The 25,677-nt window shown below is 57.8% G+C and carries 28 protein-coding genes; 14 read left to right on the top strand and 14 right to left on the bottom strand.

Going from position 1 to position 25,677, the window contains the following annotated elements; translation table 11 throughout:
- Positions 1 to 62: 62 nt before the first annotated feature.
- Entirely contained in the window at positions 63 to 1,028 is a 966-nt protein-coding gene (dgcA, locus tag ACR3E2_RS10040; protein ID WP_480483812.1) for an N-acetyl-D-Glu racemase DgcA, read from the top strand.
- A 10-nt stretch (positions 1,029 to 1,038) separates the two neighbouring features.
- The gene (locus ACR3E2_RS10035; protein ID WP_480483811.1) at positions 1,039 to 1,899 is read left to right on the top strand and encodes a D-amino-acid transaminase; all 861 of its coding nucleotides are present in this window, start codon (positions 1,039 to 1,041) and stop codon (positions 1,897 to 1,899) included.
- A gap of 40 nt (positions 1,900 to 1,939) precedes the next feature.
- Here ACR3E2_RS10035 and ACR3E2_RS10030 read toward each other — a convergent pair whose 3' ends face one another.
- From ACR3E2_RS10030 to ACR3E2_RS10020, 3 genes are all read right to left on the bottom strand, one after another.
- Positions 1,940 to 2,254 (bottom strand): DUF1244 domain-containing protein, encoded by a 315-nt coding sequence (locus ACR3E2_RS10030; protein WP_480483810.1) that lies wholly within the window; start codon positions 2,252 to 2,254, stop codon positions 1,940 to 1,942.
- Between the two features lie 88 nt (positions 2,255 to 2,342).
- Complete coding sequence (locus tag ACR3E2_RS10025) at positions 2,343 to 2,582, bottom strand: DUF6868 family protein (protein ID WP_480483809.1); 240 nt, start codon at positions 2,580 to 2,582, stop codon at positions 2,343 to 2,345.
- An 86-nt stretch (positions 2,583 to 2,668) separates the two neighbouring features.
- Positions 2,669 to 3,406, bottom strand: coding sequence for an N-formylglutamate amidohydrolase (locus tag ACR3E2_RS10020; RefSeq protein WP_480483808.1), 738 nt, complete (start codon positions 3,404 to 3,406; stop codon positions 2,669 to 2,671).
- Between the two features lie 143 nt (positions 3,407 to 3,549).
- Between ACR3E2_RS10020 and pyk the strand changes: the two genes are divergently transcribed.
- Positions 3,550 to 4,995, top strand: coding sequence for a pyruvate kinase (pyk, locus tag ACR3E2_RS10015; protein ID WP_480483807.1), 1,446 nt, complete (start codon positions 3,550 to 3,552; stop codon positions 4,993 to 4,995).
- 32 nt (positions 4,996 to 5,027) lie between these two features.
- Here pyk and ACR3E2_RS10010 read toward each other — a convergent pair whose 3' ends face one another.
- Positions 5,028 to 5,462 carry an Lrp/AsnC ligand binding domain-containing protein gene (locus ACR3E2_RS10010; RefSeq protein WP_480483856.1) on the bottom strand — a complete coding sequence of 145 codons (435 nt, stop codon included), beginning with the start codon at positions 5,460 to 5,462 and terminating at the stop codon, positions 5,028 to 5,030.
- 208 nt (positions 5,463 to 5,670) lie between these two features.
- Here ACR3E2_RS10010 and ACR3E2_RS10005 point away from each other — a divergent pair, with 208 nt between their 5' ends.
- The 6 genes from ACR3E2_RS10005 (at position 5,671) to ACR3E2_RS09980 (ending at position 9,805) form a co-directional block, all read left to right on the top strand.
- Positions 5,671 to 6,108 carry a universal stress protein gene (locus ACR3E2_RS10005; RefSeq protein WP_209506060.1) on the top strand — a complete coding sequence of 146 codons (438 nt, stop codon included), beginning with the start codon at positions 5,671 to 5,673 and terminating at the stop codon, positions 6,106 to 6,108.
- A 13-nt stretch (positions 6,109 to 6,121) separates the two neighbouring features.
- On the top strand, positions 6,122 to 7,672 hold the full coding sequence (locus ACR3E2_RS10000) for an alanine/glycine:cation symporter family protein (RefSeq protein WP_480483806.1): 1,551 nt from the start codon (positions 6,122 to 6,124) through the stop codon (positions 7,670 to 7,672).
- Between the two features lie 183 nt (positions 7,673 to 7,855).
- The gene (gene rpmI, locus ACR3E2_RS09995) at positions 7,856 to 8,056 is read left to right on the top strand and encodes a 50S ribosomal protein L35 (protein ID WP_010443552.1); all 201 of its coding nucleotides are present in this window, start codon (positions 7,856 to 7,858) and stop codon (positions 8,054 to 8,056) included.
- Between the two features lie 15 nt (positions 8,057 to 8,071).
- The gene (rplT, locus tag ACR3E2_RS09990) at positions 8,072 to 8,437 is read left to right on the top strand and encodes a 50S ribosomal protein L20 (protein WP_039523695.1); all 366 of its coding nucleotides are present in this window, start codon (positions 8,072 to 8,074) and stop codon (positions 8,435 to 8,437) included.
- 224 nt (positions 8,438 to 8,661) lie between these two features.
- Positions 8,662 to 9,210: a YeeE/YedE thiosulfate transporter family protein gene (locus ACR3E2_RS09985; RefSeq protein WP_209506064.1), complete on the top strand. Its 549-nt coding sequence runs from the start codon at positions 8,662 to 8,664 to the stop codon at positions 9,208 to 9,210.
- A gap of 4 nt (positions 9,211 to 9,214) precedes the next feature.
- Positions 9,215 to 9,805, top strand: coding sequence for a YeeE/YedE thiosulfate transporter family protein (locus ACR3E2_RS09980; RefSeq protein ID WP_480483805.1), 591 nt, complete (start codon positions 9,215 to 9,217; stop codon positions 9,803 to 9,805).
- Between the two features lie 92 nt (positions 9,806 to 9,897).
- Here ACR3E2_RS09980 and ACR3E2_RS09975 read toward each other — a convergent pair whose 3' ends face one another.
- Positions 9,898 to 11,289 (bottom strand): aminotransferase family protein, encoded by a 1,392-nt coding sequence (locus ACR3E2_RS09975; RefSeq protein ID WP_209506068.1) that lies wholly within the window; start codon positions 11,287 to 11,289, stop codon positions 9,898 to 9,900.
- A 221-nt stretch (positions 11,290 to 11,510) separates the two neighbouring features.
- Between ACR3E2_RS09975 and ACR3E2_RS09970 the strand changes: the two genes are divergently transcribed.
- On the top strand, positions 11,511 to 13,139 hold the full coding sequence (locus tag ACR3E2_RS09970) for an acyl-CoA synthetase (RefSeq protein WP_480483804.1): 1,629 nt from the start codon (positions 11,511 to 11,513) through the stop codon (positions 13,137 to 13,139).
- On the opposite strand, the gene ACR3E2_RS09965 is transcribed toward ACR3E2_RS09970, so the two are convergent.
- From ACR3E2_RS09965 to hmgA, 8 genes are all read right to left on the bottom strand, one after another.
- Positions 13,136 to 13,471, bottom strand: coding sequence for a DOPA 4,5-dioxygenase family protein (locus tag ACR3E2_RS09965; RefSeq protein ID WP_480483803.1), 336 nt, complete (start codon positions 13,469 to 13,471; stop codon positions 13,136 to 13,138). The genes ACR3E2_RS09970 and ACR3E2_RS09965 overlap by 4 nt on opposite strands.
- An 86-nt stretch (positions 13,472 to 13,557) precedes the next feature.
- A complete protein-coding gene (gene maiA / locus ACR3E2_RS09960; RefSeq protein WP_480483802.1) occupies positions 13,558 to 14,196 on the bottom strand; it encodes a maleylacetoacetate isomerase in 639 nt (212 codons plus the stop codon).
- A gap of 11 nt (positions 14,197 to 14,207) precedes the next feature.
- On the bottom strand, positions 14,208 to 14,405 hold the full coding sequence (locus ACR3E2_RS09955) for a DUF2783 domain-containing protein (protein WP_209506076.1): 198 nt from the start codon (positions 14,403 to 14,405) through the stop codon (positions 14,208 to 14,210).
- A gap of 5 nt (positions 14,406 to 14,410) precedes the next feature.
- Entirely contained in the window at positions 14,411 to 16,021 is a 1,611-nt protein-coding gene (locus tag ACR3E2_RS09950) for an FAD-dependent oxidoreductase (protein WP_480483801.1), read from the bottom strand.
- A gap of 134 nt (positions 16,022 to 16,155) precedes the next feature.
- Positions 16,156 to 17,106, bottom strand: a complete 951-nt coding sequence (locus ACR3E2_RS09945) for an MBL fold metallo-hydrolase (protein WP_480483800.1) — start codon at positions 17,104 to 17,106, stop codon at positions 16,156 to 16,158.
- Between the two features lie 87 nt (positions 17,107 to 17,193).
- Complete coding sequence (gene fahA / locus ACR3E2_RS09940) at positions 17,194 to 18,450, bottom strand: fumarylacetoacetase (protein ID WP_480483799.1); 1,257 nt, start codon at positions 18,448 to 18,450, stop codon at positions 17,194 to 17,196.
- Between the two features lie 44 nt (positions 18,451 to 18,494).
- Positions 18,495 to 18,623 (bottom strand): hypothetical protein, encoded by a 129-nt coding sequence (locus ACR3E2_RS09935; RefSeq protein ID WP_480492720.1) that lies wholly within the window; start codon positions 18,621 to 18,623, stop codon positions 18,495 to 18,497.
- A 42-nt stretch (positions 18,624 to 18,665) separates the two neighbouring features.
- Positions 18,666 to 20,021 carry a homogentisate 1,2-dioxygenase gene (gene hmgA, locus ACR3E2_RS09930; RefSeq protein ID WP_267365046.1) on the bottom strand — a complete coding sequence of 452 codons (1,356 nt, stop codon included), beginning with the start codon at positions 20,019 to 20,021 and terminating at the stop codon, positions 18,666 to 18,668.
- A gap of 57 nt (positions 20,022 to 20,078) precedes the next feature.
- On the opposite strand from hmgA, the gene ACR3E2_RS09925 reads away from it, so the two are divergent.
- The 3 genes from ACR3E2_RS09925 (at position 20,079) to ACR3E2_RS09915 (ending at position 22,685) form a co-directional block, all read left to right on the top strand.
- A complete protein-coding gene (locus ACR3E2_RS09925) occupies positions 20,079 to 20,531 on the top strand; it encodes a MarR family winged helix-turn-helix transcriptional regulator (RefSeq protein ID WP_480483798.1) in 453 nt (150 codons plus the stop codon).
- A gap of 39 nt (positions 20,532 to 20,570) precedes the next feature.
- On the top strand, positions 20,571 to 21,842 hold the full coding sequence (locus ACR3E2_RS09920) for an adenylate/guanylate cyclase domain-containing protein (protein WP_480483797.1): 1,272 nt from the start codon (positions 20,571 to 20,573) through the stop codon (positions 21,840 to 21,842).
- A 237-nt stretch (positions 21,843 to 22,079) separates the two neighbouring features.
- On the top strand, positions 22,080 to 22,685 hold the full coding sequence (locus tag ACR3E2_RS09915; protein WP_480483796.1) for a PIN domain-containing protein: 606 nt from the start codon (positions 22,080 to 22,082) through the stop codon (positions 22,683 to 22,685).
- 73 nt (positions 22,686 to 22,758) lie between these two features.
- Here the strand turns inward: ACR3E2_RS09915 and ACR3E2_RS09910 are convergent, their stop codons facing one another.
- Positions 22,759 to 23,568 carry a division plane positioning ATPase MipZ gene (locus tag ACR3E2_RS09910; RefSeq protein WP_480483795.1) on the bottom strand — a complete coding sequence of 270 codons (810 nt, stop codon included), beginning with the start codon at positions 23,566 to 23,568 and terminating at the stop codon, positions 22,759 to 22,761.
- A gap of 486 nt (positions 23,569 to 24,054) precedes the next feature.
- On the opposite strand from ACR3E2_RS09910, the gene ACR3E2_RS09905 reads away from it, so the two are divergent.
- The gene (locus ACR3E2_RS09905) at positions 24,055 to 25,665 is read left to right on the top strand and encodes an MFS transporter (RefSeq protein WP_480483794.1); all 1,611 of its coding nucleotides are present in this window, start codon (positions 24,055 to 24,057) and stop codon (positions 25,663 to 25,665) included.
- Positions 25,666 to 25,677: the final 12 nt, after the last annotated feature.

The following is a 25,677-nucleotide window of genomic DNA, read 5'->3' as shown; positions in this document are numbered from 1 at the left end:
CCGGAGGCGGGGCTGTTTCGCCTCCGGCGTGAGTATTTGGGAAAAGATGAAGGAACGGGTGCGTGCAGATTGAGGTTTCTCGCGATGTGTTCCGGCTGGCGCAGGTCTTCACCATCTCGCGCGGGTCGCGGACCGAAGCAAAGGTGCTGACGGTTCGGGTGTCGGACGGAACTCATCAGGGCTGGGGCGAATGCGTTCCTTATGCGCGTTATGACGAAACGCTGGAGTCCGTAGAGGCCGAGATTGCCGGTCTGCCCGCGGATGTCAACCGCCGGTCGCTGATGGGTCTGCTGCCAGCAGGTGCCGCGCGAAACGCCGTGGATTGCGCCTTGTGGGATCTGGAGTGCAAACGAACCGGCAAACGCGCCTGGGACCTGGCAGGTCTGCCCAAGCCCGGCCCCGAGATCACCGCCTATACATTGTCGCTGGACACCCCCGAGGCAATGCAGGCGCAGGCCGCCGGGAACGCGCATCGCCCGCTTCTGAAGATCAAGCTGGGCACGCCCGATGATATGCCCCGACTTGAGGCAGTGCGAGCAGGGGCGCCGAACTCCAAGATCATTGTGGATGCAAACGAAGGCTGGTCGGCCGAGGTTTACGCCGACCTCGCCCCGCATCTGGTGCGGCTGGGCGTGGCGTTGGTGGAACAGCCCTTGCCCGCAGGAGATGACGACGCATTGATCGGGATGAAGCGCCCGGTGCCAGTCTGTGCTGACGAGTCCTGCCATGACCGCGCCAGCCTGCCCAAGTTGAAGGGCAAATATGATGTCATCAACATCAAGCTCGACAAGACCGGGGGCCTGACCGAGGCGCTGGAGTTGCGCAAAGCGGCGATTGCCGAAGGCTATGACATTATGGTGGGATGCATGGTCGGCAGCTCGCTAGCCATGGCACCTGCGACATTGCTGGCACAGGGTGCGATGGTAACGGACCTTGACGGCCCGCTTCTGTTGGCCGAAGACCGCGACACCCCGCTGGATTTTGACGACGCCGGAGTGCACCCGCCTGCGGCCGCACTTTGGGGTTGAGGAGACGAACATGACCCGCACCGTTTACGTAAATGGCGAATATCTGCCGGAGACCGAGGCCAAGGTTTCCATTTTTGACCGTGGCTTCCTGTTTGCGGACGCGGTCTACGAAGTCACCAGTGTGCTGGACGGCAAGCTGATCGACTTCGAAGGTCACTCAGTCCGTCTGAAGCGCTCGCTGGACGAGCTGGAGATGGCCGAGCCCTGCACCAAGGATGAACTGTTGGAAATCCACCGTAAGCTGATTGAGCTGAACGGTATCGAGGAAGGTTTGGTCTATCTGCAGGTTTCGCGCGGCAGCGATGGCGACCGGGATTTTGTGTTTCCGTCGGCAGATACCCAGCCCAGCCTCGTTCTGTTCACGCAGAACAAGCCGGGGCTGGCTGACAGCCCGGCGGCAAGGAAAGGCGCCAAGATCATCTCGATCGAAGACATCCGCTGGGGCCGCCGCGACATCAAAACGGTGCAATTGCTCTACCCGTCGATGGGCAAGATGATGGCCAAGAAAGCGGGGTGCGACGACGCATGGCTGGTCGAGGACGGCTTTGTGACCGAGGGCACCAGCAACAACGCCTATTTCGTCAAAAACGGCAAGATTGTCACCCGCCCGCTGTCCAACGACATCCTGCACGGCATCACCCGAAAGGCCGTGCTGCGCATGGCGGCTGAGGCGCAGATGGAAATCGAAGAGCGTCTGTTCACCATCGACGAAGCCAAAGAGGCGGACGAAGCATTCACCACCTCGGCCAGTGCCTTTGTGATGCCGGTGGTTGAAATCGACGGAGTTGCGCTGGGTGACGGTACGCCGGGGCCGATTGCAAAACGCTTGCGCGAGATTTATCTGGACGAAAGCCGCAAGGCGGCGATCTGAAGAAAAAGGCCCGCTGCAGCGGCGGGCCTTTTCTAAGGCGTCAGCCTTTTTTGGTGACATTTTCTTCGAAGGCAACCTTGAAGGCGTCTTGTTTCTCGGGGCCGGCTTCGGTCTGGTAGTTGGTCTTCCACTCATCCATGGTCATGCCGTAAAAAACCTCGCGGGCTTCTTCCTTGCCCATCTCGATGCCTTTTTCATTGGCCGCTTCCTGATACCACCGTGACAGGCAGTTTCGGCAGAACCCGGCCAGATTCATCATGTCGATGTTCTGCACATCGGTGCGGTCTTCCATCAGGTGCTTTTGCAGCCGACGAAAGGCGGCAGCCTGAAGTTCGATTTCGGTTTGCTTGTCCATCATGTGGCTCCGGAAGGCAGTGTGTGTTGCGTTTGACCTAACAATCCTGCCGTGTCGTTACAACAACGGCGCTCGTGGTCAGCGCTACCTACATCAGTTTCAAGGCTAGCCAGGGCACGATGCAAAAGATCAGTGTCAGGATCTTGTAGTTGGCAAGGTATCTGAAATAGGCACGTTTCACGTCGGCGCGATCCATCTGAAACATCCTGCCGTGAATGCCAGCGATCCAGTCCTGCAAAAGCAGAATCATGACGGTGGTGAACAGCAAAACCGCGATATTAAGCGCGGCCACCCAACCGAAAAACGTTGTCAGAAACTCATGTGTCATGACGATCCCCTTTCCCGCAATATATGGGGATCAGAGGCATTGCTCACAATGGCGTGAGGGGTGGAACGTCCCTGCAAACCTTGCGGTCAAAGGTCGCTGGCGTCCAACGCTTCTTGCAGGATTATCGCCAGCCGCTCGGCCCAATGCCGTTGTCCGGCATGATCGGCGATCAGATCATTGCGTAGCTCGATCAATGCATTGGGACGGCCAAAAGCGGTGCAGTGCTTGTCAATCGCATCACCTGGCAAAACGCCGGTATAGGGTTCATTGACACCAACGCACAGGTCATCTTCCTGTTGCAGCCGGTCGATCAAAGGGCGCGAAAACCGCTCGTCCGGGGTGTGCAATACGCCAATGTGCCATGGTCGGGGGTCACGTCCACGCAACTGGCGCGTGAAGGAATGCATCGACACAATTACCGCATGTGGCAGTGCCGCCAACTCGGCCAACGCTGTGTGGTAGGGGCGATAGCACATGTTCAGGCGGCGTTCGCGTTCGGCGGCATCGGCATTGCGGTTGCCGGGAATGATCGACCCGTCATACAGTTTCATCAACAGCGTGGGGTCATCTTCCCCTCGGTTCGGGTCGATTACGAGGCGCGAGAAATTGGCGGCAATCACCGGCGCGTTCAGAATCTCGCCCAGATGTTTTGATACCTCATACGCGCCGACATCATAGGCGATATGGCGCTCCATATCCTCGCGCGGCAGGCCAAGGTCTCCGTCATTGACCTCGGGGGGGACGATGTTGGTTGCGTGGTCGCATGTGATCAGCCATCGGGACGGGCGATCCGCGCCGTGAACAAAAAACGGGGTGTAAGTCATAAGCCTGTCATCTAGTTTGTCGCAGGTGTAGGGCAGTTGCTTTAAAAAGGGAATTGCGCAATAAGCGCCACAGCAGTGTTTGCGGTAACATTTTGCAAAAGCTGATCTGCGCAATCTGAACCGGCATGAGGAGGTCAAGACCAATGCGACGCCTGAGAAATGTAAAAATCGTGGCGACGCTGGGACCGGCGTCCAGTGACTATGACACCATTCGCGCCCTGCACGAGGCCGGGGCGGATGTGTTCCGTCTGAACATGAGCCACGGCAGCCATGATGAGATTCGCGAACGCCACAGGATCATTCGGCAGGTTGAAAAGGATCTGGACAGCCCGATTGCCATTCTGGCTGATCTTCAGGGCCCCAAGCTGCGGGTTGGTGTTTTTGCAAATGATGCTGAGGAACTGGAAGAGGGCGCGGCGTTCCGTCTGGACCTTGATCCAGCCCCCGGCGACACCACCCGCGTGTGCCTGCCGCACCCCGAGATTTTCGCGGCCCTTGAACCGGGCGCGCGCCTTCTGGTCAATGACGGCAAGATCCGTCTGATCGTTGAGGATTGTGGTCAGGACTTTGCCAATTGCACAGTTGAGGTCGGCGGTACGATCTCGAACCGCAAAGGTGTGAACGTCCCGGATGTGGTGCTGCCGCTGGCGGCCTTGTCGGAAAAGGACCGTGGTGATCTGGAGTTTGTCTGCCAGTTGGGCGTTGACTGGCTGGCGCTGAGTTTCGTGCAACGCGCCAAGGATGTGTTCGAGGCCCGCGCGCTGGCTGATGGACGCGCCGCGATTCTGTCGAAGATCGAAAAGCCGGCGGCGGTCGAGGCGTTCGACGACATCCTCGATGCCTCGGACGGTATCATGGTGGCGCGGGGCGATCTGGGAGTGGAGCTGCCGGTATCAGCGGTGCCGCCCATTCAGAAGAGGCTGGTCCGCAAGTGCCGTAGTGCCGCCAAGCCGGTCATAGTCGCCACCCAGATGCTGGAAAGCATGATCGAAAGCCCGATGCCCACCCGCGCCGAAGTGTCGGATGTGGCCACCGCGATCTATGAGGGCACTGACGCCATTATGCTCAGCGCGGAATCGGCGGCAGGTGCTTATCCGGTTGAGGCCGTGCAGACCATGAATAAGGTAGCCATCGAGGTCGAGGCCGACCCGACCTATTCCCAGATCATCGCCGCGTCCCGGACGGCAAAAGGAAGCACTGTGGCCGATGCCATCGTCGCGGCCGCCCGAGAGATTGCGGAAAAGACCGATATCAAAGCCATCTGTTGCTTTACGCAAAGCGGAACGACCGCCTCATTGACAGCCCGCGAACGTCCCGGTGTTCCGATCATCGCGATGACATCGTTGATGGGGACCGCGCGCAGGCTTTGCCTGAGCTGGGGATGCAATTGCGTCATGACGCCCGAACTCCAGCGGTTCAAAAGCGCCGTTGTCAACGCAGCCCGCGCGGCGCGGGCAGGGGGGTTTGCAACCGAAACCGATCAGATCGTGGTTACGGCCGGTGTCCCCTTCAACGTACCGGGCACGACTAACATTCTGCGCGTGGCCCCGTGTGATGAACGGCTGATCTACAGCACGGATCCGGAATAACGGAAGGCCGACACTCGGGCCCGAGTGTCGTGTCAGCCAACCGGCTCTTTTACAATCTCCATAACTGTAAAAGAGCTGGTCTGGTGTATCCCCGGCAGCTTGTTGATCTTCTCGCCCAGCACCAGCCGGAAATGCGCAATATCGCGCGTTCGAACGGTCAGAAGATAATCAAACGAGCCCGCCACCATCAGGCAGCTTTCGATTTCCTGAACACTCCGAACGGCTTCATTGAATTTCACAAGGGATTGTTCCGCAGTTGCGACCAGGGATACCTGCACCACGGTCAGCAGTGCCAGCCCCATTCTTTCCTTGTCGACAACGGCTCTGTACCCTTTGATATAGCCATTCTTCTCAAGTCGTTTTACACGCTCGGAACAGGGTGTATTGGTCAGGTTCACGCGCGCCGCCAACTCAACTATCGAGAGCCGTCCATTGGCCTCCAGCTCGTGCAGGATGCGTTGATCGATATTGTCTAAATCTCTGCTAATCAGTAAAATTCCCTGTATTTTTGGCGTAATACGATAAATTACACTGAAATTGGCCCAAAAAAATCTCCAATTCCTAGTGAAATTTCCTAATACTTACCAAAGGGCGGTCTTGTTGAAAAGTTCCAAGTTCCGGCCGCCCTGCCGGGGGCGTGGGCCCCGGCCTTAACAACAAAAACGGAGGAACGAAATGACAACAAAGATTGTCATAGGACTCGACGGGACTGAAACCGGCGAGCGTGCGATTGCCTTTGCCAAGGATTTGGCAAAGCTGATCGGAACGTGCGATTTGCTGGTCGCTTATGTGATCGAATGGTCACCTTACACATTCCAGACACCTGAAGAAAACGCCCAGCGCCACAAGCGCCGCGAAGAAGAGGTTGATCTGGCAATGTCGCGTGTCGTGACACCTGCTGTTGAGGCCCTCAGGGCTGCGGGATTCGAAGCGCAGGGCATTGTGCGCCATGGCGATGTTGCGGAAACGCTGAACGCCATCACGGTCGAAAACGGAGGCTCGCAAATCGTCGTGGGTCGGGCATCTGCGGACGGGATCAAGAAACGCCTGTTCGGCAGTTCGACGCAATATCTGGTAATGCATGCCGACGTTCCGGTTACGGTCGTGAACTGAGGGGAGGGCTAAAATGAGAACGCTAAAAACACTTGGCGCCGTAACGGCCGCCACCATTGCCGCCAGCCCTGCCCTTGCACAAGAGGCGCCGGGACTGGATGAAAAAATCAATCAGGCCTTTGCAAACCTGACCGGACCGTTTGTCAGCTTCATCTTTGCACCGCTGCCCGGAACCAGCTTTCCGTGGATCGTCATGTGGCTGGTGATTGCTGCATCGGTTTTCACACTGTATTTCGCGCTTGTGCAGTTGCGGTTCTTTGGTCACGCGATCAGCCTTGTCAAAGGTGACTATTCCGATCCCAACGACGCGGGCGAGGTCAGCCACTTTCAGGCATTGGCCACGGCGCTGTCCGGCACTGTGGGCTTGGGGAATATCGCAGGTGTGGCCGTTGCCATTGGCATCGGTGGGCCGGGTGCAACCTTCTGGATGATCCTTGCGGGCCTTCTGGGTATGGCATCAAAGTTCACCGAATGTACGCTGGGCGTGAAATACCGCAACGAATACGAAGATGGCACCGTTTCAGGTGGCCCGATGTATTACATGTCCAAGGGCTTTGACGAGCTGGGCCTGCCGGGCGGTAAGATCCTGGCGGTGCTGTTCTCGATCTTCTGTATTCTGGGCGCATTGGGCGGCGGGAACATGTTCCAGGCCAACCAGGCACATCAGCAGATCGCGGGTATCGTTGGCGACTATCCGGGCTGGATTACTGGCATTGTTTTTGCTGCGGTCGTGTTCATGGTCATTGTTGGCGGTCTGAAATCCATCGCTCGGGTGACTGAAAAAGTCGTGCCGTTCATGGGTGTGCTGTATGTCGCAACCGCACTGGTCATCATCGCGATGAATGCGGACATGATCGGCTGGGCCTTTGGTCAGATCTTTGCCGGTGCCTTCACGGGGCTGGGCGTTGCAGGGGGCATGGTCGGTGCGCTGATCCAAGGCTTCAAGCGCGCGGCATTCTCGAACGAGGCGGGCGTGGGCTCTGCAGCTATCGCGCACTCGGCGGTTCGGACCAAGGAGCCGATCACCGAGGGTTTTGTATCGCTGCTTGAACCCTTCATCGATACCGTCGTGATCTGTACCATGACGGCGCTGGTGATCATCATTACGCAACAGCTGATCATCGATCCCGAAACCGGAAACTACATGCTGAACGAGGCGGGTTCCGCCATCGCAACGGTGGATGGCAATTCCGGCGTCAGCCTGACCTCTGCCGCCTTTGCCAGCGCGTTCAGCTGGTTCCCGTACATCCTTGCGATCGCGGTGATCCTGTTTGCCTTCTCGACCATGATCAGCTGGTCCTACTATGGCCTCAAGGCCTGGACCTACCTGTTCGGAGAAGGACACACAAAAGAGCTGATCTTCAAGGTCATCTTCTGCGTCTTCGTGGTGATCGGCGCTGCGGCCAACCTCGGCCCGGTTATCGACTTCTCGGATGCGGCGATCTTTGCGATGGCGGTTGTGAACGTCTTTGCCCTCTACTTCCTGATGAAAGTGGTGCGGCAGGAACTGGCGTCCTACTCCGCAAGGCTGAAAAGCGGTGAAATCCGCAAATTCGAACACTAAATCCAATCACCGGGGCGGCTTGTGTCGCCCCGGTGCCTGACCAGGCTGCAAAAAGCACAGATTCTGGTCCAAACCCCCTTGCCAGTATGACCGAACTTGCGTAAACGGCGCTTCTGATCGCGTGACCGGCCGAGATGGCATGCCGAGTCGCGTCTGAAACCGAACCCGAAAAAGGAGACGGAAATGCCTAAGATGAAGACCAAATCAAGCGCCAAGAAGCGCTTCAAGGTGACTGCGACCGGTAAGGTCCTTGCTGGCCAGGCCGGCAAACGGCACGGCATGATCAAGCGGACCAAGAAATTCATCCGCGACGCCCGTGGCAACACCACCCTGTCCGCCCCCGACGCAAAGATCGTCAAGGGCTACATGCCCTACGACCGCTAAGAGGAGATGTAAGAGATGTCCCGCGTTAAAGGTGGAACCGTAACTCACGCCCGTCACAAGAAGATCATCAAGGCCGCAAAAGGCTATTATGGTCGTCGCAAGAGCAACTTCAAAGTCGCAACTCAGGCCGTCGACAAGGCCAACCAGTACGCGACCCGTGACCGCAAGAACCGCAAGCGCAACTTCCGCGCGCTGTGGATCCAGCGGATCAACGCTGCTGTGCGCAGCCATGACGAGGCTCTGACATATTCCCGCTTCATCAACGGTCTGAACCTGGCCGGTATCGAAGTGGACCGCAAAGTTCTGGCCGACCTGGCCGTGCACGAACCGGAAGCGTTCGGCGCGATCGTCGCCAAAGCTCAGGCTGCTCTGGCTGCCTGAACCTCTGAAAAGAGACAGTGAAAGAAAGGCCGTCCCTTTGGGGCGGTCTTTTTTGTTGCAACATGCGGTGCATTCCAAGCGCTTCTTGGATCAGGGCATCCATCCCTTCTGCATTGGGATGACGCCAACCAGTTTCAGGCATGACCGGTTTGATCTAGATCATGTAACAGCCCTCGGATCATATTATATATGATTTTATGAATATAAATGAAAAGGGTGAAATCATGACACTAAACTGGAAAGTTGGAGGTGTTCTGCTAGGGCTCGTGTTCTTCGGGGCAGTTCTTCTGGTGAAGCCGATCGGTGTTTCGACCCAATTCGTCATCCTTGACGGAATTATCGCGGACACCGTCAATTCGGAATTCGTGACGCAGACGGATGACGGTTACAGTTCATCCAACGCATACATGGCGAAATCCAATGGCAAATACGCCAAGTACGTATCCAATCCGTTGAATTACAGCTTTGTTTTCGTTTTGGCTATGGCCGCGGGGGCGTTCTTGTCGGTCAAGGCGCGCGGTGGTCTGGAACGCGGAGAGGGCAAGCTGCCCATGATCTGGCGCGAAAACTACGGCGATACGCCCTGGGCTCGAAACCTGGTTGCGCTATTGGGCGGCTTTGTCGTCCTCTATGGGGCCAGGTTGGCGGGTGGGTGCACATCCGGTCACATGATGTCCGGTATGATGCAGACAGCCCTGTCAGGCTATATCTTTGCAGCCGGGGCATTTGCAGCGGCAATTCCTACGGCAATGCTGATCTACCGGAAAGGATAAGGCGATGGAAATCATTCTTGCGATCATCATTGGCGCCGCTTTCGGAGCCGTACTTGACCGGATTGGCGCAGCGAATCCAAATTGGATTGTGGGCATGCTGACACTGCGTCGACTCCAGCTGATGAAAACGATCCTTCTGGCAATCGGAACCGGTTCGATCCTCATGTTCGGCGGGCAGATGCTGGGGTTTGTGGATGTCGGCCATATGTCGGTGAAATCGGCCTATGTCGGTGTCTTCATTGGCGGATTGTTACTGGGTGCGGGCTGGGCTGCATCGGGCTACTGTCCGGGAACAGGGGTCTGCGCCGCTGCGTCCGGTCGCCGTGACGCCTTGTTCTTCATCGTCGGTGGTTTGTTGGGTGCTGCGGCCTATATGGCGACATATCCGGCCTGGAAGGCCACGGGTCTGCTCGATGGAATTGCTGGCGGCAAAGTCACCCTGGGTACAGTTCCGGGATCCGCTTACGAGGGTGTTTTGTTAATGTCCGGCGATATTCTCGGTATCGCACTGGGTGCCGTCTTTGTTCTGGTTGCTTTCGTTCTTCCGGACAGCCTGATCGCAACCGGTGAAAAGGTTGGTGTTGCGGCCGAATAATCACGGCTGAACGTACACATTCACGACCAGCATCCCGACAAAAAAACCGGCGCAACACGCGCCGGTTTCTTTTTTTAGGGATATCGGTGATCTTACCCGAACACACGCCCCAGCGCGCCGTCAACCGCGTCGGTGATCTGGTCGATGTCATCGGCCGTAGCAATCAGCGCAGGCGAGAAGCACAGCGTGTTGTTGCGACCGGGGATCGAGCGGTTGGTGACGCCGATGATCACGCCCTGTGCCATACAGTCGGCAGTAACGGCCTGCGCCAGTTTCTCGTCCACCGGCTCTTTGGTGCCGCGATCCACAACCAGTTCGGCCCCCAGGAACAAGCCCTTGCCGCGCACATCGCCGATGACCTTGTGCTTGTCCATCAGCGCCAGAAGGTTGTTCGTCATACGCGCGCCCATATCCGTGCAGTTCTGCAACAGGTTTTCATCCTGAATGATGCGCATGTTCTCGATGGCCGCTGCCGGACCAGCGGTGCACCCACCAAAGGTCGAGATATCGCGGAAATAGTTCATCGGGTCCGCGGCATCGTCTTTGAACAAGTCAAAGACTTCCTCGGTGGTAACCATGCAGGCAATCGCGGCATAACCCGATGCAACGCCCTTGGCCATGGTCACGAAATCGGGTTTGATACCGTATTGCTGGTACCCGAACCATGTGCCGGTGCGGCCCACGCCACAGACAACCTCGTCGATATGCAGCAGCACATCGTATTTCTTGCAGATCTCCTGCACGCGCTGCCAGTATCCTTCAGGCGCTTCGATTACACCACCACCCGCTGTTACAGGCTCAAGGCACAGCGCACCTACGGTATCGGGGCCTTCGCGCAGGATGACGGCTTCAATCTGATCTGCGGCCCATTCGCCGAAATTCTCTTCGGGTGCGCCGTCCAGCTCGTGCTTGCGATATTCCATGCAATGCGGCACGCGCACGAAATCAGGTGCGAAGGGACCGTACTGCGCTGTGCGCTCGTCCTGACCGCCTGCCGACATGGTCGCCAGCGTCGAGCCGTGATAGTCCCGATCACGGTAAAGGATCTTGGTTTTTTTGCCGCCGTATTTTTTGTGCGCGATCTGGCGCACCATCTTGAACGCCTTCTCGTTCGCCTCGGATCCCGAGTTGGTGTAATAGACGCGGCTCATGCCCGGCATCTTGTCGATCAGTTGCTCGGCAAACAGCGCACCCGGGATCGAACCGGCCGAATTGGCGAAATAGCACAGCTTCATCAGCTGGTCGTAAACCGCCTTGCAGATCGATTCGCGGCCATAGCCGACGTTGACGGTCCAGACGCCGCCGGAAACCGCATCCAGATGCTCTTTGCCTTTCTGGTCCCAGACACGCATGCCCTTGCCCTCGACAATGATGCGTGGGTCATTGGTTTCAAAGGGTTTATGCTGGATCAGATGGTGCCAGATATGGGCGCGGTCGGCCTCGACCACGCGGGAAAGATCGTTTTCGTTGAACGTGCCGTCCATGACATGTCCTTTCAGTGAGGAAGCGGTGCACGGGATATGGAAATGCCTCATCCCGGCATGTGTTTAAGATGCTTCAGATCACCGCGAAAGCCCGGATGTAGATAGGGCCAGATCGTATCATCCCGTATCGCCAGTCAGTTTTGCCGCCGTATTTCTACGGGTTTGTCAGAACGCGAACTTTGTGCTCAATTCGCCCAAACTGCGTTTCGGGAGGACAGCGGATGGCAGCGACACATATCTACGAGCGTCATTTGGACAAATGCCGGGCAAATTACACACCCCTGTCGCCCCTTACGTTCATTGAACGGACGGCGCAGGTCTACCCGGATTATCCATCCGTGGTTTATGGGGATCGCCGGTATTCCTGGGCTGAAACCTATGCCCGTTGCCGGCGTCTGGCGAGTGCGTTGACAGCGCGTGGGATTGGACGGGGCGATACCGTTTCGATAATCGCGGCCAACATCCCGGAAATGTACGAGGCGCATTTTGGCGTGCCCATGACGGGCGCTGTTCTGAACGCAATCAACACACGGCTGGATGCGCCGATTGTCGCATTCATCCTGAGCCATGCCGAAGCCAAGGCGCTGCTGGTCGACCCCGAGTTTTCGGATGTGGTGAAAGATGCGCTGCAACAGGTCGATCATGACATTCTGGTCATCGATATCGAAGACCCCACCTTCGACGGCGGTGAAAAGCTGGGCCGCCTGACCTATGATGCCCTGCTGGCCGAAGGCGACCCCGCGTTTGACTGGTCACTGCCAGCGGACGAATGGGACGCGATCACCCTGAATTATACCTCGGGCACCACGGGCAACCCCAAGGGCGTGGTTTACCACCATCGCGGCGCGACCCTGAATGCGCAGTCCGATTTGCTGGACTGGGATATGCCCAAGCATTCGGTCTATTTGTGGACCCTGCCGATGTTCCACTGCAACGGCTGGTGCTTCCCGTGGGCCATGGCAGCCAATGCAGGTGTTTCCGTTTGCTTGCGCGCGGTGCGGGCCGAACCGATCTATGCTGCTTTCCGGGACGAGAAAGTGACCCATTTCTGCGGTGCGCCGATCGTTCTGAACATGCTGGCCCACGCTCCGGATGAGTTGAAGGACTTTGACCACCAGATCAAGGTGATGACGGCAGGTGCCCCGCCGCCTGCGGCCGTGATCGAAGCGATGGAGGCGATGGGTGTCGAGGTCACGCATGTCTATGGCCTGACCGAAACCTATGGGCCTTCGGTTGTCTGCGCATGGAAAGACGAATGGAACAGCAAAGGGCCTGAAGATCGCGCGGCCCTCAAGGTGCGGCAAGGGGTGCGCTATACAGCGTTGTCCGGACTGATGGTGGCCGACCCGGAAACGCTGGAACCGGTTCCGGCTGATGGCGAAACCATGGGTGAGATATTCATGCAGGGCAACGTGGTGATGAAAGGATACCTCAAGAATCCCGACGCTACCGACAAGGCCTTTCACGGTGGCTGGTTCGCGTCCGGTGATCTGGGCGTCATGCACCCCGATGGCTATATCGCGCTCAAGGACCGTTCAAAGGACATCATCATCTCGGGCGGCGAGAATATCTCATCTGTCGAGGTCGAAGGTATCCTCTACAAGCATCCGGCGGTGATGGAGGCTGCAGTGGTGGCCCGTCCCGATGAGAAATGGGGCGAAACGCCCTGCGCCTTTGTCGAGTTGAAACCCGGCGCAGCCGCAACCGAGGCAGAGCTTATCGCCTTCTGTCGCGACCGGATGGCCCATTTCAAGGCACCCAAAACGGTTGTGTTCGGCACCCTGCCCAAGACATCAACCGGCAAGGTGCAGAAATTCGTTCTGCGGGATCAGGCACGGGCGCTGGGTTAAAGATTGTCGAAGATCGACAGGTCCAACGCCAGCATCTCACCCATCCAGATCGCGCGGTCGCGGTGATCCTCCAGATGTTCACCGGTTTCCGGGTGCGTGAAGACCGTCAGGCCCTGCCGGTTCAGCATCAGCCATGGGATGACTTGGTCGAATGCGCTGGCAGCAAAGCCCAGCTGGCAGCTCCAGCGCGAATGGGGGCCGACGTTTCGGGCGTGCATCCGGCCCATTTGAACAGGGAACAGGCGGGCCGCCTCATCACAGACCTGTCGCGCGGTGTCCTGCGTGTCGGCATCGAAATAGATATGGGCGTGATAGCCGGTGATCTCGGGCATAGAAACCTCATCTGCTTTGTTGGCTCAAAGCTAAGGCTCAAAACGATAAAAACCTAGCTGCACATGCAAACAGGGTCTGTGCAGGTTTAGTGCGGCGCATGTGCGTCGGGATGCGCCGCGACAAAGGCGGGGTGATCGGCGCAGGCCTCTTCAACCCGCAGCAGGCGGGGCATATCCGACAGATCAACCTGCCACCGGCGTGCGTTATAAATCTGCGGGATCAGGCAGAGGTCGGCGAGACCGGGCTTTGACCCAACACAATAGGGGGTCTGTTCGAAATCCCCCAACATGGTTTCGAACGCCTGCAACCCGGGTTTGATGAAATGCAGCATCCAGTCGCCGGGCATGTCGGGGGCGTTATGGCTCAGGGTGGTGGCATAGCGCGCAACGGAAAGGTTGCAGACCGGATGGATGTCGACCGCAATCGCATAAGCCAGCGCCTGAACACGCGCGCGTTCCGCCGGATCATCAGGCAGAAGGTTCAACTGCCGGGTCCGGTCCAGATAGTCGAGGATGGCAAGCGATTGCGTCAGCCGTAGCCCGTCAATATCCAGAACCGGCACAAAGCCCTGTGGGTTTCGCGCGATATGTTCATCGCCCTTTTGTGCGCCGCCCACCAGATCGACAACAACCGGGCGATACGCGATCCCGGCCAGATTCAGGGCGATCCGCACCCGGTAACTGGCCGAGGACCGCCAATAGTCATAAAGGACGACGTCGCTCACGCCCGGGCCTGTCAACTGTCAGTCAAAGCGGCAGCGCGAAGGGCGTCCGTCAGAACCGTACTGTCACCGATGTGGTTGGCCAGCACCAGCACCAGCCGCGCATTCAGCGCGTCGCTGTCTGCTTTTTCCAGGCCTTCATGCGCGGCCAGAAGTTCGGCATAGAAGTCATCGGCGTTTTTGATGTTCGGGGTTAGGATCAGGTCTGACATGGGGCTTACTCCTTACCGCAGGCTCTGCGGATCGCGTGCCGGAAGGTGTTTTCTTCGTAACTGTCACGCCGGGCCGCCACATGCTGGTCCGGGCGGATCAGGTAGACCGCGCTGGTCGCGTCACCCAGATAGCGGCGTTTGAGGGCCAGCGTCATATCATCCTTGACCGACAGCGCCAGTCGCGTGACCTCGATCCCATCTTCTTCCAGGGTATCAGGGGCGTCTGCATCAATGGTCAAAAGCGTGAACTTGCCTGCAAGCTTGGGCAGCAGAAATTCGTCACCAAGCGGAGCGTCGGGGCAGGCCGAACCCGGTCGCGTTCCGGCGGGGCCGTTCAGCGCGTCCGCAGAATTCAGCGAAGATCCGTCATAGGTGCAGGGCTGACTCAGGCGGCCCGAATTCACCAGCGGGCGGGCGAAGTCGTAATGTTCGCTCAGGTCCAGTACCGCATCGCGCAGGATCCGCGACATCTCGGATTTCGGGGTGATGAAATCGGTCGACCGGCTGGAATTCAGGATGTTCTCGTCCGCCCCGTACACGCGTTCGGCGTTGTAGCTGTCCAGCAGAGTTTCAGGTGCTTTCCCGTCCAGAACCAGCTTCAGTTTCCAACACAGGTTGTCGGTGTCCTGAAGGCCGGAATTGGCCCCACGCGCGCCAAAGGGGCTGACCTGATGCGCGCTGTCGCCCGCAAACAGGACACGTCCCTTGCGGAAGCTTTCCATGCGGCGGCACTGGAACGTATAGATCGAGACCCATTCCAGCTGAAACTCGACATCATCGCCCAGCATCGCCTTGAGGCGGGGAATCACGTTCTCCGGGCGCTTTTCGCGTTCCTTGTCGATATCCCAACCCAGTTGCAGGTCGATGCGCCACACATTGTCGGGCTGTTTGTGCAGCAAGGCGGATTGCCCGCGATTGAACGGCGGATCGAACCAGAACCAGCGTTCAGACGGAAAATCCGCATCCATGATCACGTCTGCAATCAGGAAGTTGTCTTCAAATATCCGTCCTTCGAAATCAATGCCCAACATCCGCCGGGCGGGCGATGTCGCGCCATCACAGGCAATCAGCCAATCGGCTTCGATTGTGTAAGGTCCTTCTGGTGTCTCGACCTCCAGCCGCACGTGATCGTCATGCGTGCCAATCGCCTCGACCTTGTTGCGTCCGCGTATCTCAATCGGTGCGCCTTCTGCCTGCAACTCGCGGACCCGTTCAACGAAATAGTTCTCAAAATGGTATTGCTGAAGGTTGATGAAGGCAGGGTTGGCATAACCTTCATCCGGTTGCAGGTTGAAGTCATAGACCTGCCGATCATCGAAGAAGACCTTGCCCCGATCCCACAGGACGCCCTTGTCGACCAGTCGGCGCCCGCATCCCAGCCGGTCGGCAATTTCCAGCGTGCGTTGCGAGAAACAGATGGCGCGGCTGCCGAAACTGACCTTGTCATTCTCGTCCAGAACCACGACGTCAACCCCTTGCTGCGCCAGATCAATCGCGGCGGCCAGACCAACCGGGCCCGCGCCGATCACGATAACCTTGCGCCGAACTGGCGTCGGGCTGTCCTGATCCGGACTGCGTTCATAGCCGTAAAGCGGAGTTTCAAAGATCTTGTTCATGGGCTTCCCCCCAAGCAGATGCGCCAAAGTGCTGCATGTCCTGTGCCCCGGCAACATGTGCCGAAGCCTTTGGCATATGGTTTCATTGAATCCCGCCGCCTAAAACGATCTGGATCAAACTGGGTCGTTTTTCCTTACCCCTGCAGGGCCTCCCACATCTCAAGATCGCGCTGTGCGGTCCAGATGCGGGGTGTGTCGATGCCACGGGCTTCGTCGTAGGCGCGGGCGACGTTGAACGGCAGGCAGTGTTCGTAGATCGCGTAACTGGCGAATTTCGGGTCACATTCGGCGCGGACTGCATCCCATGCCTCTTTCAGGCTGCCACCGCGCGCCGCAACCCTGGCCGCCGGGCGGTAGGTGCTTTCGACGAAATCGCGAGTGTTTTCGATGGCGGCATTGACCATGTCCTTGCCAACCAGCGCATCGCCGCGACCCGGTGCGATGGCGTCGACATCGAACCACTTGATCTCGTCCAGCGTGTCTCCCCAGTCGTTGAAATGCCCGTCACCGCAATAGCAGGCCGAGTGATATTCGACGATGTCGCCGGTGAACATCACGTTCTGGTCTGGCACGTGGATGACGATATCACCGGCGGTATGGGCGCGCCCCAGATGCATCAGGTCGATCCGGCGATTGCCCAGATAAACGGTCATCGTGTCGCTGAAGGTGGTGGTGGGCAAGGTCAGGCCGGGGATGCTTTCATGCCCTTCGAACAGGCGCGGGAAGCGCTGGAATTCGCTGTCCCAGTCTTCCTGACCGCGTTCCACCACCATGGCACGGGCCATGTCGGACATCAGAATCTGTTGCGCGCCAAAAGCGCTGGCACCCAAGACCCGCACAGCGTGGTAATGGGTCAGCGCCACATGGGTGATCGGCTTGTCGGTCACAGACCGCACGCATTCGATCACCTTGTTGGCCAGGCGCGGGGTCGCCTGCGCCTCGACGATCATCACGCTGTCATCGCCAATGATCACACCCGAGTTCGGGTCGCCCTCGGCGGTAAAGGCATAAAGCCCTTCGCCCACTTCAGTGAACGAGATTTTCTTTTCCGACATGTCCCCCTGGGACGCGAATGCTTTGGCCATCTTGGTTTTGTCCTTTTGCGGTTGCGCGGAAGGCAGGGGTTGGATGCCTCCGGCGGGAGTATTTGGAAAAAGATGAAGCTCAGTGCGTCATCGTTCGAATGGGGAGTTGAGTGCAGGCAGAACGGTGCCGGTACAGTCGCCGAACCCGATAGTATAGCCGTCGCCCCTGGCAGCGCCGGTCAGGGTCATCGTGTCGCCGTCTTCGATGAAGCTTCGGGTTTCACCTGTGTCCAGCGTCAGTGGCTCTTTCCCGCCCCAGCTGAGTTCCAGAAGTGATCCGCGTTCGGGCTTGGTTGGGCCGGATATGGTGCCTGACCCCAGCAGGTCGCCCGTGTTCATCGGGCATCCCGATGTGGTGTGGTGGGCCAGTTGTTGCGCGGCGGAATAGTACATCTGGTTGTAGTTGGTTCGCGCGATGGTCGTGGCGTCTTGGCCTTCGGGTGCCATGGAGACGGCCAAATCGATGTCATACAGCATCGGGCCGCAATCCTTGAGGTGGTCCAGCAGCGCGAACTCGCGGGCTGGCGTGTCACAGCGGAACGGCTCGAGTGCAGCCTTGGTCACGATCCAGGGGCTGATCGAGGTTGCGGTTGCCTTGGCCTGAAACGGGCCCAGCGGCTGGTATTCCCAGGCTTGTATATCACGTGCCGACCAGTCGTTCAGCAGAACGTAGCCGAAGATATGGTCGTCAGCTTCCTGCACGGTTATCGGGCCATCCGAGGGCGTGCCCACGATGGCGCCCATCTCCAACTCGATATCAAAGCGGCGGCAGGGCAGGAAGGCGGGCAGGTCCTGATCGGGGGATTTCAGCTGTCCCCACGGGCGGCGGATATCCGTGCCGGACACCACGACCGAGGACGCCCGTCCGTTATAGCCAATCGGAATGTGCAACCAGTTCGGCGGCAGCGCGTTTTCCGGGCCACGGAACATGGTGCCCACGTTGAAGGCATGGTTTCGCCCGGCGTAGAAATCGGTGTATTCGCTGACCGCGAAGGGCAAGTGCATCTGGGCTTCGGCCTGCGGTACAAGCAGCGGTTCGATCTTGCTTTGCTCGTCCGAGCCCTCGGCCAGAATGCTGATCAGCCGCTCACGCAGGGCCGCCCAGACGGCGGGGCCTTCCTCCATCAAAGGGTTCCAGAACGGCAGATCGAACAGCGGCTCATCGCTTAGGGTGATTAACCCCTCGGCTTCGGCGGCGGTAACGTCGAGGATCATGTCACCGATGGCCACGCCGCAGCGCGGATCATTGCCTTCGGTCGAGAAGACACCGTAAGGCAGGTTGTTCAGTGGAAACGGATGCGCCGCGTCATTGGCCGAGGCCACCCAGGACTTCATCAAAGGCATATTTTGCCCCTATTTTGCTATATTTGGTACGTGGTTCGAAACGATCATAACCCCGAATAGACAGGCGCCAAAGCCCACAGCGGGCGCAGTTGCAGCATGTCGACTGCCAGGGTCCCGTCTTTGTTTTCCGGTTGCGGCGACAAGACGTCTGCAACCGGAATGGGTATGTTCATCGCCGTCAGGACGGGTGCCGTCTGGCGAACCCGGTCTGAGGGTCATTTCTTGCCCGGTGTGCCGTCGAACTTCTTCTCAAGCGATGTCCAGCAGTCGATATAGTCGTCCTGCAGCGGTGCCTCATTGGCGGCAAACGGTGTCAGGTGCTGGGGGAACCGGGTTTCGAACATGAACGACATCGTCTGGTCCAGCTTTTCCGGCCCCAGATTGGAATAGGACGCCTTGTCAAAGGCTTCCCTGTCGGGGCCATGCGGGATCATCATGTTGTGCAGGCTGGTGCCACCGGGAACGAAGCCCTGCGGTTTCGCATCGTATTGACCGTAGATGTTGCCCATCAGCTCGGACATGATGTTCTTGTGATACCAGGGCGGGCGGAACGTATCCTCCATCACCATCCAGCGTTCGCGGAACAGGACAAAGTCGATATTTGCGGTGCCGGGCTGGCCAGAGGGTGCCGTCAGAACGGTAAAGATCGACGGGTCGGGATGGTCAAACAGGATCGCGCCAACCGGGCAATAGTTGCGCAGATCGTATTTGTAGGGTGCATAATTGCCGTGCCACGCCACCACATCCAACGGGCTGTGTCCGATTTTAGTGGTATGAAACTGGCCACACCATTTGATCGTCACGGTCGACGGGGTTTCACGATCCTCATAGGCAGCGACCGGAGCTTTGAAATCACGCGGGTTGGCCATGCAGTTGGCCCCGATCGGACCGCGACCCGGCAGTTCAAACTTCTGGCCGTAATTCTCGCAGACAAAGCCGCGTGCCGGGCCTTCCAGGACTTCAACCCGGTAGAGCAGTCCACGCGGGATGATCGCGATTTCCTTGGGCTCAAGGTCAATGATTCCCAGTTCAGTCGCAAAGCGCAGGCGTCCTTCCTGTGGCACCACCAGCAACTCGGAATCGGCCGAGAAGAAATAGTCGTCGACCATGGATTCGGTGACCAGATAGATATGGCAGGCCATGCCAACCTGGGTGTTCACGTCCCCCGCCGTCGTCATGGTCCGCATCCCGGTCATCCAGTTCAGACCTTCGTCGGAATGCGGCACCGGATCCCAACGATACTGGCCCAGGCTGATCACATCCGGGTCGATGCAGGGGGCCGATTTCCAATAGGGCAAGTCGATTTTTTCGTAACGGTGCGAATGCTTTACCGACGGGCGAATACGATAGCACCAGGTGCGTTCAGGCGGGTTGGCGGTAAAGGCCGTGCCGCTCAGCTGTTCACCGTAAAGCCCGTAGTTGCACCTTTGCGGGCTGTTCATCCCCTGCGGCAGCGCATCGGGCAGCGCCTCGGTTTCAAAGTCGTTGCCAAAGCCGGGCATGTAACCGGCGTGGGTACCAACAGGCGTTGCTGCTTGCGTCAATGAATGCGGATCCGTCGGACGGTTCATTACGTATTCCTCCGTTTGCTGCTTGTCGGTTAATAGTTGATTTTGTAACTAACAAGCATGACACATGACGAATCTGAAAAAAATGATGACTTTTTCCTGCAGAATTTTCTGCCGTTCCTGCTGAACCAGGCGGCCGAGCGCGCCTCGTTGGAATTTCAGGCTGTCTACAAGGGGCGGTACGGAATGCTCAGAACCGAATGGCGAGTGCTGTTCCATCTGGGGCTGTTTGGCGAAATGACCGCCAAGGAAATTGGTGAACGGGCCAGAATGCACAAGACCAAGATCAGCCGTGCAGTTGCCAAGCTCGAGGAGCGCCGATACCTGAAACGCACACGGGACGAGGCTGATCGTCGGGCGGAATGGCTGACACTGACACCCGCCGGGCAAGCCGTGTATCGCGACTTGTACGGGGTGGCCGCAAGCTATGACGCCAGGCTGTCGGGCCTGTTCAGCGAAAAAGAGGCCGCCTTGCTGCGCCAGATGTTGCGACGGTTGGCTGGCGTGGATTGACCACTGGTAATTGGCGCCCGCCGTCCCCAGATGTGTGTCATGCTTGATACGGAATTTGAAATGACGTCTTTCGAACCTGCCAAGGTATCCACACACACCCTGATCGACTGGTTGGTCCAAAAGGGGCTTGAGGGTGCCGGGCAGGAAGAGTTGCTGGAAGGGTTCTGCACCAGTCTGATCGATATGGGCATTCCGCTGATGCGGTTTCATGCGGCGCAGTCGACCTTGCACCCGGTTTATGGCGGAACCGGATATAGCTGGTACAAAAGCACCGGCGGTGAATCCGAGAAGTTCGAAAACACGGATACGCCCAGCGAAATGTGGCAACAAAGCCCGCTTTATGCGCTGCTGAACGAGGATCTGGGTGAAATCCGGGTCAAACTGGTCGACCATAATGAACCCAGCCGATTTCCGTTGTTGAACGACCTGAGAGAGGTTGGGGCGACCGATTATTATGCCACCGGCATCTCGTATGAGGGGTCGGGGAAGATGCGCCCCGACGGTACCAAAAAAGTCAGTGATGGCGTCCTTATGTCCTGGGCCAGCGATGCGCCGTCCGGGTTTGATGACAGCGATCTCAGGCACATTCATGCGGTATTGCCGCATTTGGGGCTGGCGCTTAAATCCGCCAAGAACCAGAACCTGACCGAAGACCTGATGCGGGTCTATCTGGGTCGTGATGCCGGGCGCCGCGTCCTGTCGGGTGAGATTCGTCGCGGATCATTGCAGCAGATCGATGCGGTGATCTGGAATTTCGATCTGGAAGGGTTCACCAACCTGTCTGAAGATCTGCCGGGTCACGAGATCATCGACATGCTCAATGATTACCTGGCCGTGGCCGTGGGCGTTGTGCACGACAAGGGTGGGAATATCCTGAAATTCATGGGCGATGGGCTGATGGCCATGTTCGATGTCGGCGAAATCGACGAGGACGCCCGTGCCGCGCTCAGCGCGGTGCCCTTGCTGCAAGCCCGTATGGATGAATTGAACGCCAGACGTCAGGCGCAGGGGCTGCCGGTTGCGAATTTCACGCTGGCCCTGCATTCCGGCGAAATCCTGTATGGCAATATCGGCTCCGAAACACGGCTGGATTTCACAGTGATCGGCCCCGCCGTCAATCAGGCCGCCCGGATTTCGGGAATGCACCGGTCGCTGGGTCAGCGAATCCTGATCTCGGACGACGTCGCGGTCGCGGCACGCCCCTGCGCACAAGACCTCATCTCGGTCGGGCGCTACATGCTGCGCGGGGTGAACGAACCCAAAGAGCTGTTCACGGTATACAGTCCCGGCGGGCCATCAGATTCCAAGTGAAACCGAGGCTATTCCTTCAGCGATTCCGAAACTGAAAGTCGTGAAGGAACACCTTTGTTTAGCTGGGTACGAGCGGCGGGTTGGAGCGAATGTTCGAGAATGGTGAGGATTTGTACGAATGGCGGGTTTGAGGCCATTGCCGACAATGCGGTTTTAAGCAGGGTAATCAGGGAAACCTTCATATTGACCTGATCCGGCGTCCTGTATTTGCATTGAGCTCGAATTGGAGTGCGGCCTTTGAAAAACAACTACATACTAATCGACTTTGAAAATGTTCAACCCAAGAACCTCGAACTCCTTCGGGGACATGTTTGCACCTTGATTGTTTTCGTAGGAGCCAATCAAAAAAGCATACCCTATGACTTTGCACAAGCACTGCAAAGCTTGGGAGAAAATGCTGTTTATCAGAAGATAGCAGGGAATGGCTCGAACGCCTTGGACTTTCATATTGCGTTCTACTTAGGAGAACTCTCTACCAAAGACGCCAATGCGTGTTTTCATGTTATTTCTCGTGACAAAGGCTTCGACCCATTGATTGCACATCTGCGACAAAGGAAGCTCCCCGCTTTCCGTCATGCAGACCTATCCGAGATCCCATTCGTCAAAATCTCGAATGCAAGCTCGCTGGATCAAAAAATTGATGCGATTGTTGACAGCTTGAAGTCTAGAGGAACTTCGCGTCCTAGGAAGATCAAAACCCTTAAGGGAACGATGAACGCCCTTTTTTTAAAGACCTTGGAGCAGGAAGAGCTGGAAAGGCTGGTTGATGAGTTGAAAAGACGTGGTCACGTAGTCTTTTCGGACCAATCAGTCAGTTATGGCCCCGACATTACCCAGCACTGACTGGCTTAGGGGCTGAGAGTTTCGCGTTTTGAATTGCCCGTTTTCCCCTCAGACCTGCCTCCAATACAACTGATCAGAAATCGACTTCGACACCCGGCAGGTTCAGCTCTCGCATCATGTCGCGCAGTTCCTGCCGTGCTGCGATGTTCGAGATGTTCAGCTGTTTGACGCCAATATCCTTGAGGTCCAGCAGGGTCAGGCCGCGCGGAAACAGTTCGCGAAAGATCACCCGTTCGGAAAAGCCCGAAGCGACGCGGAAGCCGATGCGCTGCGACAGCATTTCGATCGCGCGCTGCATCTTTTCCTTGTTGACCATGCGCTGGGTACCGACGCGGTTGCGCACAACGACCCAGTCGATGGGCTTCAGCCCGGCCTGCGCCCGCAATTGCCGGGCGTTCCAGACCATCTCGGAATAGACGGACGGGCCAAGGATTTTCTCACCCTTTGAATCAATCCGCGCCAGCAGGTCAAAATCGATGAAACTGTCGTTCAAAGGGGTGATCAGCGTGTCGGCCAGCGAATGGGCCACCTGACTCAGCCGGGTATGAGAGCCGGGGCAGTCGATCAGGATAAAGTCACTGTCGCTTTCCAGTTGCGACACGGCAGCAGACAGGCGGTGGTCATAGATATTCTCGCCCGGCTTCAGCGTGCTGGCATCGATCTCGGGCAGGTCGTGATGGCGGGGGCCGGGCAGCGTCAGGCCCGCGCTTTTCAGAAAGTTGTTCCGGTTCTCGAAATACCGTCCAAGGCTGCGCTGCCGCAGGTCCAGATCCAGCGTGCTGACCTTGTGCCCCAGTCGGGCCAGTGCGGTTGCCACATGCATCGACACGGTCGATTTTCCAGCGCCGCCTTTTTCGTTACCGACCACAATGATATGTGCCATGCTTGTATTCCCAAGTCTTGCCGTGTTTGACTACACGTTGTTGGCACCCACTATATGTTGTGTCGCCTGCGATGAAAAGAACCTCAAGCGGCGCTTTTAGGCATTATCGGACTCTATTTTGGAAAACACAGCGCCGTGCGCGGGTTACACGAAGGCGCCTGTCGAGTGATCTGCCTTGATCGGCTAGCCGATCGCGGTTTTGGCGGCGAAATCGCCGCGTCAGTGCCTGTTTCCGAACGCATACACCAACCGCTGCCTGCAACGATCCGCGTCGGAATCAATCGCGCCTTTTGCCTGATTCATACACGCACAGATCGCCCGCCCAATGGGTCCTTTCGCGGTGGCGCCGGTTGGGCCGGATCGTGAAAACTATGCGGGGGACGGAAAATTTGATTAAATACCAAACAGATTTACATCGAATAACCTCGCAGGCTTTGCGCAGGTCCTCTTTGGTTCATCTTCAAAGCAGGTGAAAGGGGCATAGGCATGCCGGACACTGCTGCGGACAGTTCAGGCGGTTCACGCGTTGTTCTTGCAATGACGGCCATTTGCATGATGGTCGTTGGCTTCAACACAACTGCTGTTGCGACCATCCTTCCATATCTGAAGGCCGAGTTCGATCTGACGCCCTCGGGTCTGCAATGGGTGATGGCGATCTATACGGTGGCCAGTGCGACCCTTGTGACGATTGTAAGCCGGCTTGGGGATATCACGGGCAAGATGGGTGTCTTTTTCTTTGGCATGATCGTATTTGCCTGTGGCTCTGCTTCTGTGCTGTTTTCACAGAACGCGGCGATGCTGCTGATTGGGCGTGGCGCGCAGGGGGCAGGGGCGGCGGCCCTGTTCGGCACCTCATTGTCCCTGCTGACCGCCGCAACGCCCGAGGAACAACGGGCCAGCGTGACCGGTGTTTGGGGCGCAATCGTGGGCCTTGCGATAGGCGTCGGGCCCATAATCGGAGGAAGCTTTGCCAACTTCCTGAGCTGGCGCGGTGTATTCGCCACGGACCTTGTGTTGCTTGCCATTGCGTTTGTGATCGGCCTGCAGGTCAGCAGGAAAAACTATGTCCCGGATACGCGCCTTCAGGGTGCGAAATTCGATACCGCAGGGGCGATAGCCATTGTCTTGCTTCTGGGTCCATTGTCATTCGCACTCAGCAACGGTGAAGCACGCGGATGGGACAATGCCCTGACCATTGTTCCTTTGGGGGTCGCCGCTTTGGCGGCTGTCGGTCTGGTTTATACCTCGCGGCGCAGCGACGATCCGCTGGTCGAGTTCCGATATTTCCGGCACCCGCGCTACCTTATGGCGGCAACGGGGATGTTCTTTGTGGGATTTGCGTTGTTTTGTTTCTTTATCTATTTCAACGTGTTCGTCCAATCCCCGGACGCGTTCGGCTATTCACCGGTTGAGGCAGGCGTCGCGATACTGCCGCTAAGCCTGAGCATGTTTGTCATTTCCGTCACCGCTCCGCGCCTGCTTGCGCCATACAGTTTTCAATGGCCGGTGACCGTCGCAATGGGATTGATGGCCTGCGGCTTCCTGCTTTTGACAACAACCTCGAACATCGACAGCTATGCTGAAATCTGGTGGAAGCTGATCATTGTGGGGGTTGGCATCGGCATTTGTTTTTCGTTGCTGCCCCGTCTCGGGCTTCGGTTGCTGCCCGACGAACATGTCGGACAGGGGTCCGGGGTGATCAACACATTCCTGTATTTCGGGGCCACGATGGGATCGGTTGTTGGCGGTCTGGCCGCATCCCTGACCATCCGCTCCGGCCTGTCCGAAGTCATCGCGGCGCTACCCGACGGGTCGGCACAGCGCGGCGACCTTGCGCGCGCCCTGACGCATGGCACGGCAACACAGGTGGAACAGTTGATTGCCGGGCTTGACCCGTCAACAGGTTCAACACTGGCCAAAGCATTGCGTGACCTGCGGGATAATGCGTTTGATGCGGCGATGCTCATGGCTGCTATCGCGGCCTGTATCGGGCTGGTGATCGCGCTGCTGTTGCTGCGCGGTCCGGTTCCGCCATTGCACGACGCGGCCGAACTCACGAAACCCAAGGATCAGAAACCGGGGAAAGCAGGGGCCTGAAACGAAAGAAGG

Source organism: Ruegeria sp. AL7, assembly GCF_056536105.1.
The sequence above is the reverse complement of the archived record's forward strand: the minus strand, read 5'-3'. Positions and strand labels throughout refer to the sequence as shown.

What these genes read in the sequence shown, in the direction of transcription:
- ACR3E2_RS10035 (WP_480483811.1), top strand. Translation starts at nt 1,039, where the DNA reads ATGACCCGCACCGTTTACGTAAATGGCGAATATCTGCCGGAGACCGAG.
- ACR3E2_RS10030 (WP_480483810.1), bottom strand. Translation starts at nt 2,254, where the DNA reads ATGGACAAGCAAACCGAAATCGAACTTCAGGCTGCCGCCTTTCGTCGG.
- ACR3E2_RS10025 (WP_480483809.1), bottom strand. Translation starts at nt 2,582, where the DNA reads ATGACACATGAGTTTCTGACAACGTTTTTCGGTTGGGTGGCCGCGCTT.
- ACR3E2_RS10020 (WP_480483808.1), bottom strand. Translation starts at nt 3,406, where the DNA reads ATGACTTACACCCCGTTTTTTGTTCACGGCGCGGATCGCCCGTCCCGA.
- pyk (WP_480483807.1), top strand. Translation starts at nt 3,550, where the DNA reads ATGCGACGCCTGAGAAATGTAAAAATCGTGGCGACGCTGGGACCGGCG.
- ACR3E2_RS10005 (WP_209506060.1), top strand. Translation starts at nt 5,671, where the DNA reads ATGACAACAAAGATTGTCATAGGACTCGACGGGACTGAAACCGGCGAG.
- ACR3E2_RS10000 (WP_480483806.1), top strand. Translation starts at nt 6,122, where the DNA reads ATGAGAACGCTAAAAACACTTGGCGCCGTAACGGCCGCCACCATTGCC.
- rpmI (WP_010443552.1), top strand. Translation starts at nt 7,856, where the DNA reads ATGCCTAAGATGAAGACCAAATCAAGCGCCAAGAAGCGCTTCAAGGTG.
- rplT (WP_039523695.1), top strand. Translation starts at nt 8,072, where the DNA reads ATGTCCCGCGTTAAAGGTGGAACCGTAACTCACGCCCGTCACAAGAAG.
- ACR3E2_RS09985 (WP_209506064.1), top strand. Translation starts at nt 8,662, where the DNA reads ATGACACTAAACTGGAAAGTTGGAGGTGTTCTGCTAGGGCTCGTGTTC.
- ACR3E2_RS09980 (WP_480483805.1), top strand. Translation starts at nt 9,215, where the DNA reads ATGGAAATCATTCTTGCGATCATCATTGGCGCCGCTTTCGGAGCCGTA.
- ACR3E2_RS09975 (WP_209506068.1), bottom strand. Translation starts at nt 11,289, where the DNA reads ATGGACGGCACGTTCAACGAAAACGATCTTTCCCGCGTGGTCGAGGCC.
- ACR3E2_RS09970 (WP_480483804.1), top strand. Translation starts at nt 11,511, where the DNA reads ATGGCAGCGACACATATCTACGAGCGTCATTTGGACAAATGCCGGGCA.
- ACR3E2_RS09965 (WP_480483803.1), bottom strand. Translation starts at nt 13,471, where the DNA reads ATGCCCGAGATCACCGGCTATCACGCCCATATCTATTTCGATGCCGAC.
- ACR3E2_RS09955 (WP_209506076.1), bottom strand. Translation starts at nt 14,405, where the DNA reads ATGTCAGACCTGATCCTAACCCCGAACATCAAAAACGCCGATGACTTC.
- ACR3E2_RS09950 (WP_480483801.1), bottom strand. Translation starts at nt 16,021, where the DNA reads ATGAACAAGATCTTTGAAACTCCGCTTTACGGCTATGAACGCAGTCCG.
- ACR3E2_RS09945 (WP_480483800.1), bottom strand. Translation starts at nt 17,106, where the DNA reads ATGGCCAAAGCATTCGCGTCCCAGGGGGACATGTCGGAAAAGAAAATC.
- fahA (WP_480483799.1), bottom strand. Translation starts at nt 18,450, where the DNA reads ATGCCTTTGATGAAGTCCTGGGTGGCCTCGGCCAATGACGCGGCGCAT.
- ACR3E2_RS09935 (WP_480492720.1), bottom strand. Translation starts at nt 18,623, where the DNA reads ATGAACATACCCATTCCGGTTGCAGACGTCTTGTCGCCGCAACCGGAA.
- hmgA (WP_267365046.1), bottom strand. Translation starts at nt 20,021, where the DNA reads ATGAACCGTCCGACGGATCCGCATTCATTGACGCAAGCAGCAACGCCT.
- ACR3E2_RS09925 (WP_480483798.1), top strand. Translation starts at nt 20,079, where the DNA reads ATGACACATGACGAATCTGAAAAAAATGATGACTTTTTCCTGCAGAAT.
- ACR3E2_RS09920 (WP_480483797.1), top strand. Translation starts at nt 20,571, where the DNA reads ATGCTTGATACGGAATTTGAAATGACGTCTTTCGAACCTGCCAAGGTA.
- ACR3E2_RS09910 (WP_480483795.1), bottom strand. Translation starts at nt 23,568, where the DNA reads ATGGCACATATCATTGTGGTCGGTAACGAAAAAGGCGGCGCTGGAAAA.
- ACR3E2_RS09905 (WP_480483794.1), top strand. Translation starts at nt 24,055, where the DNA reads ATGCCGGACACTGCTGCGGACAGTTCAGGCGGTTCACGCGTTGTTCTT.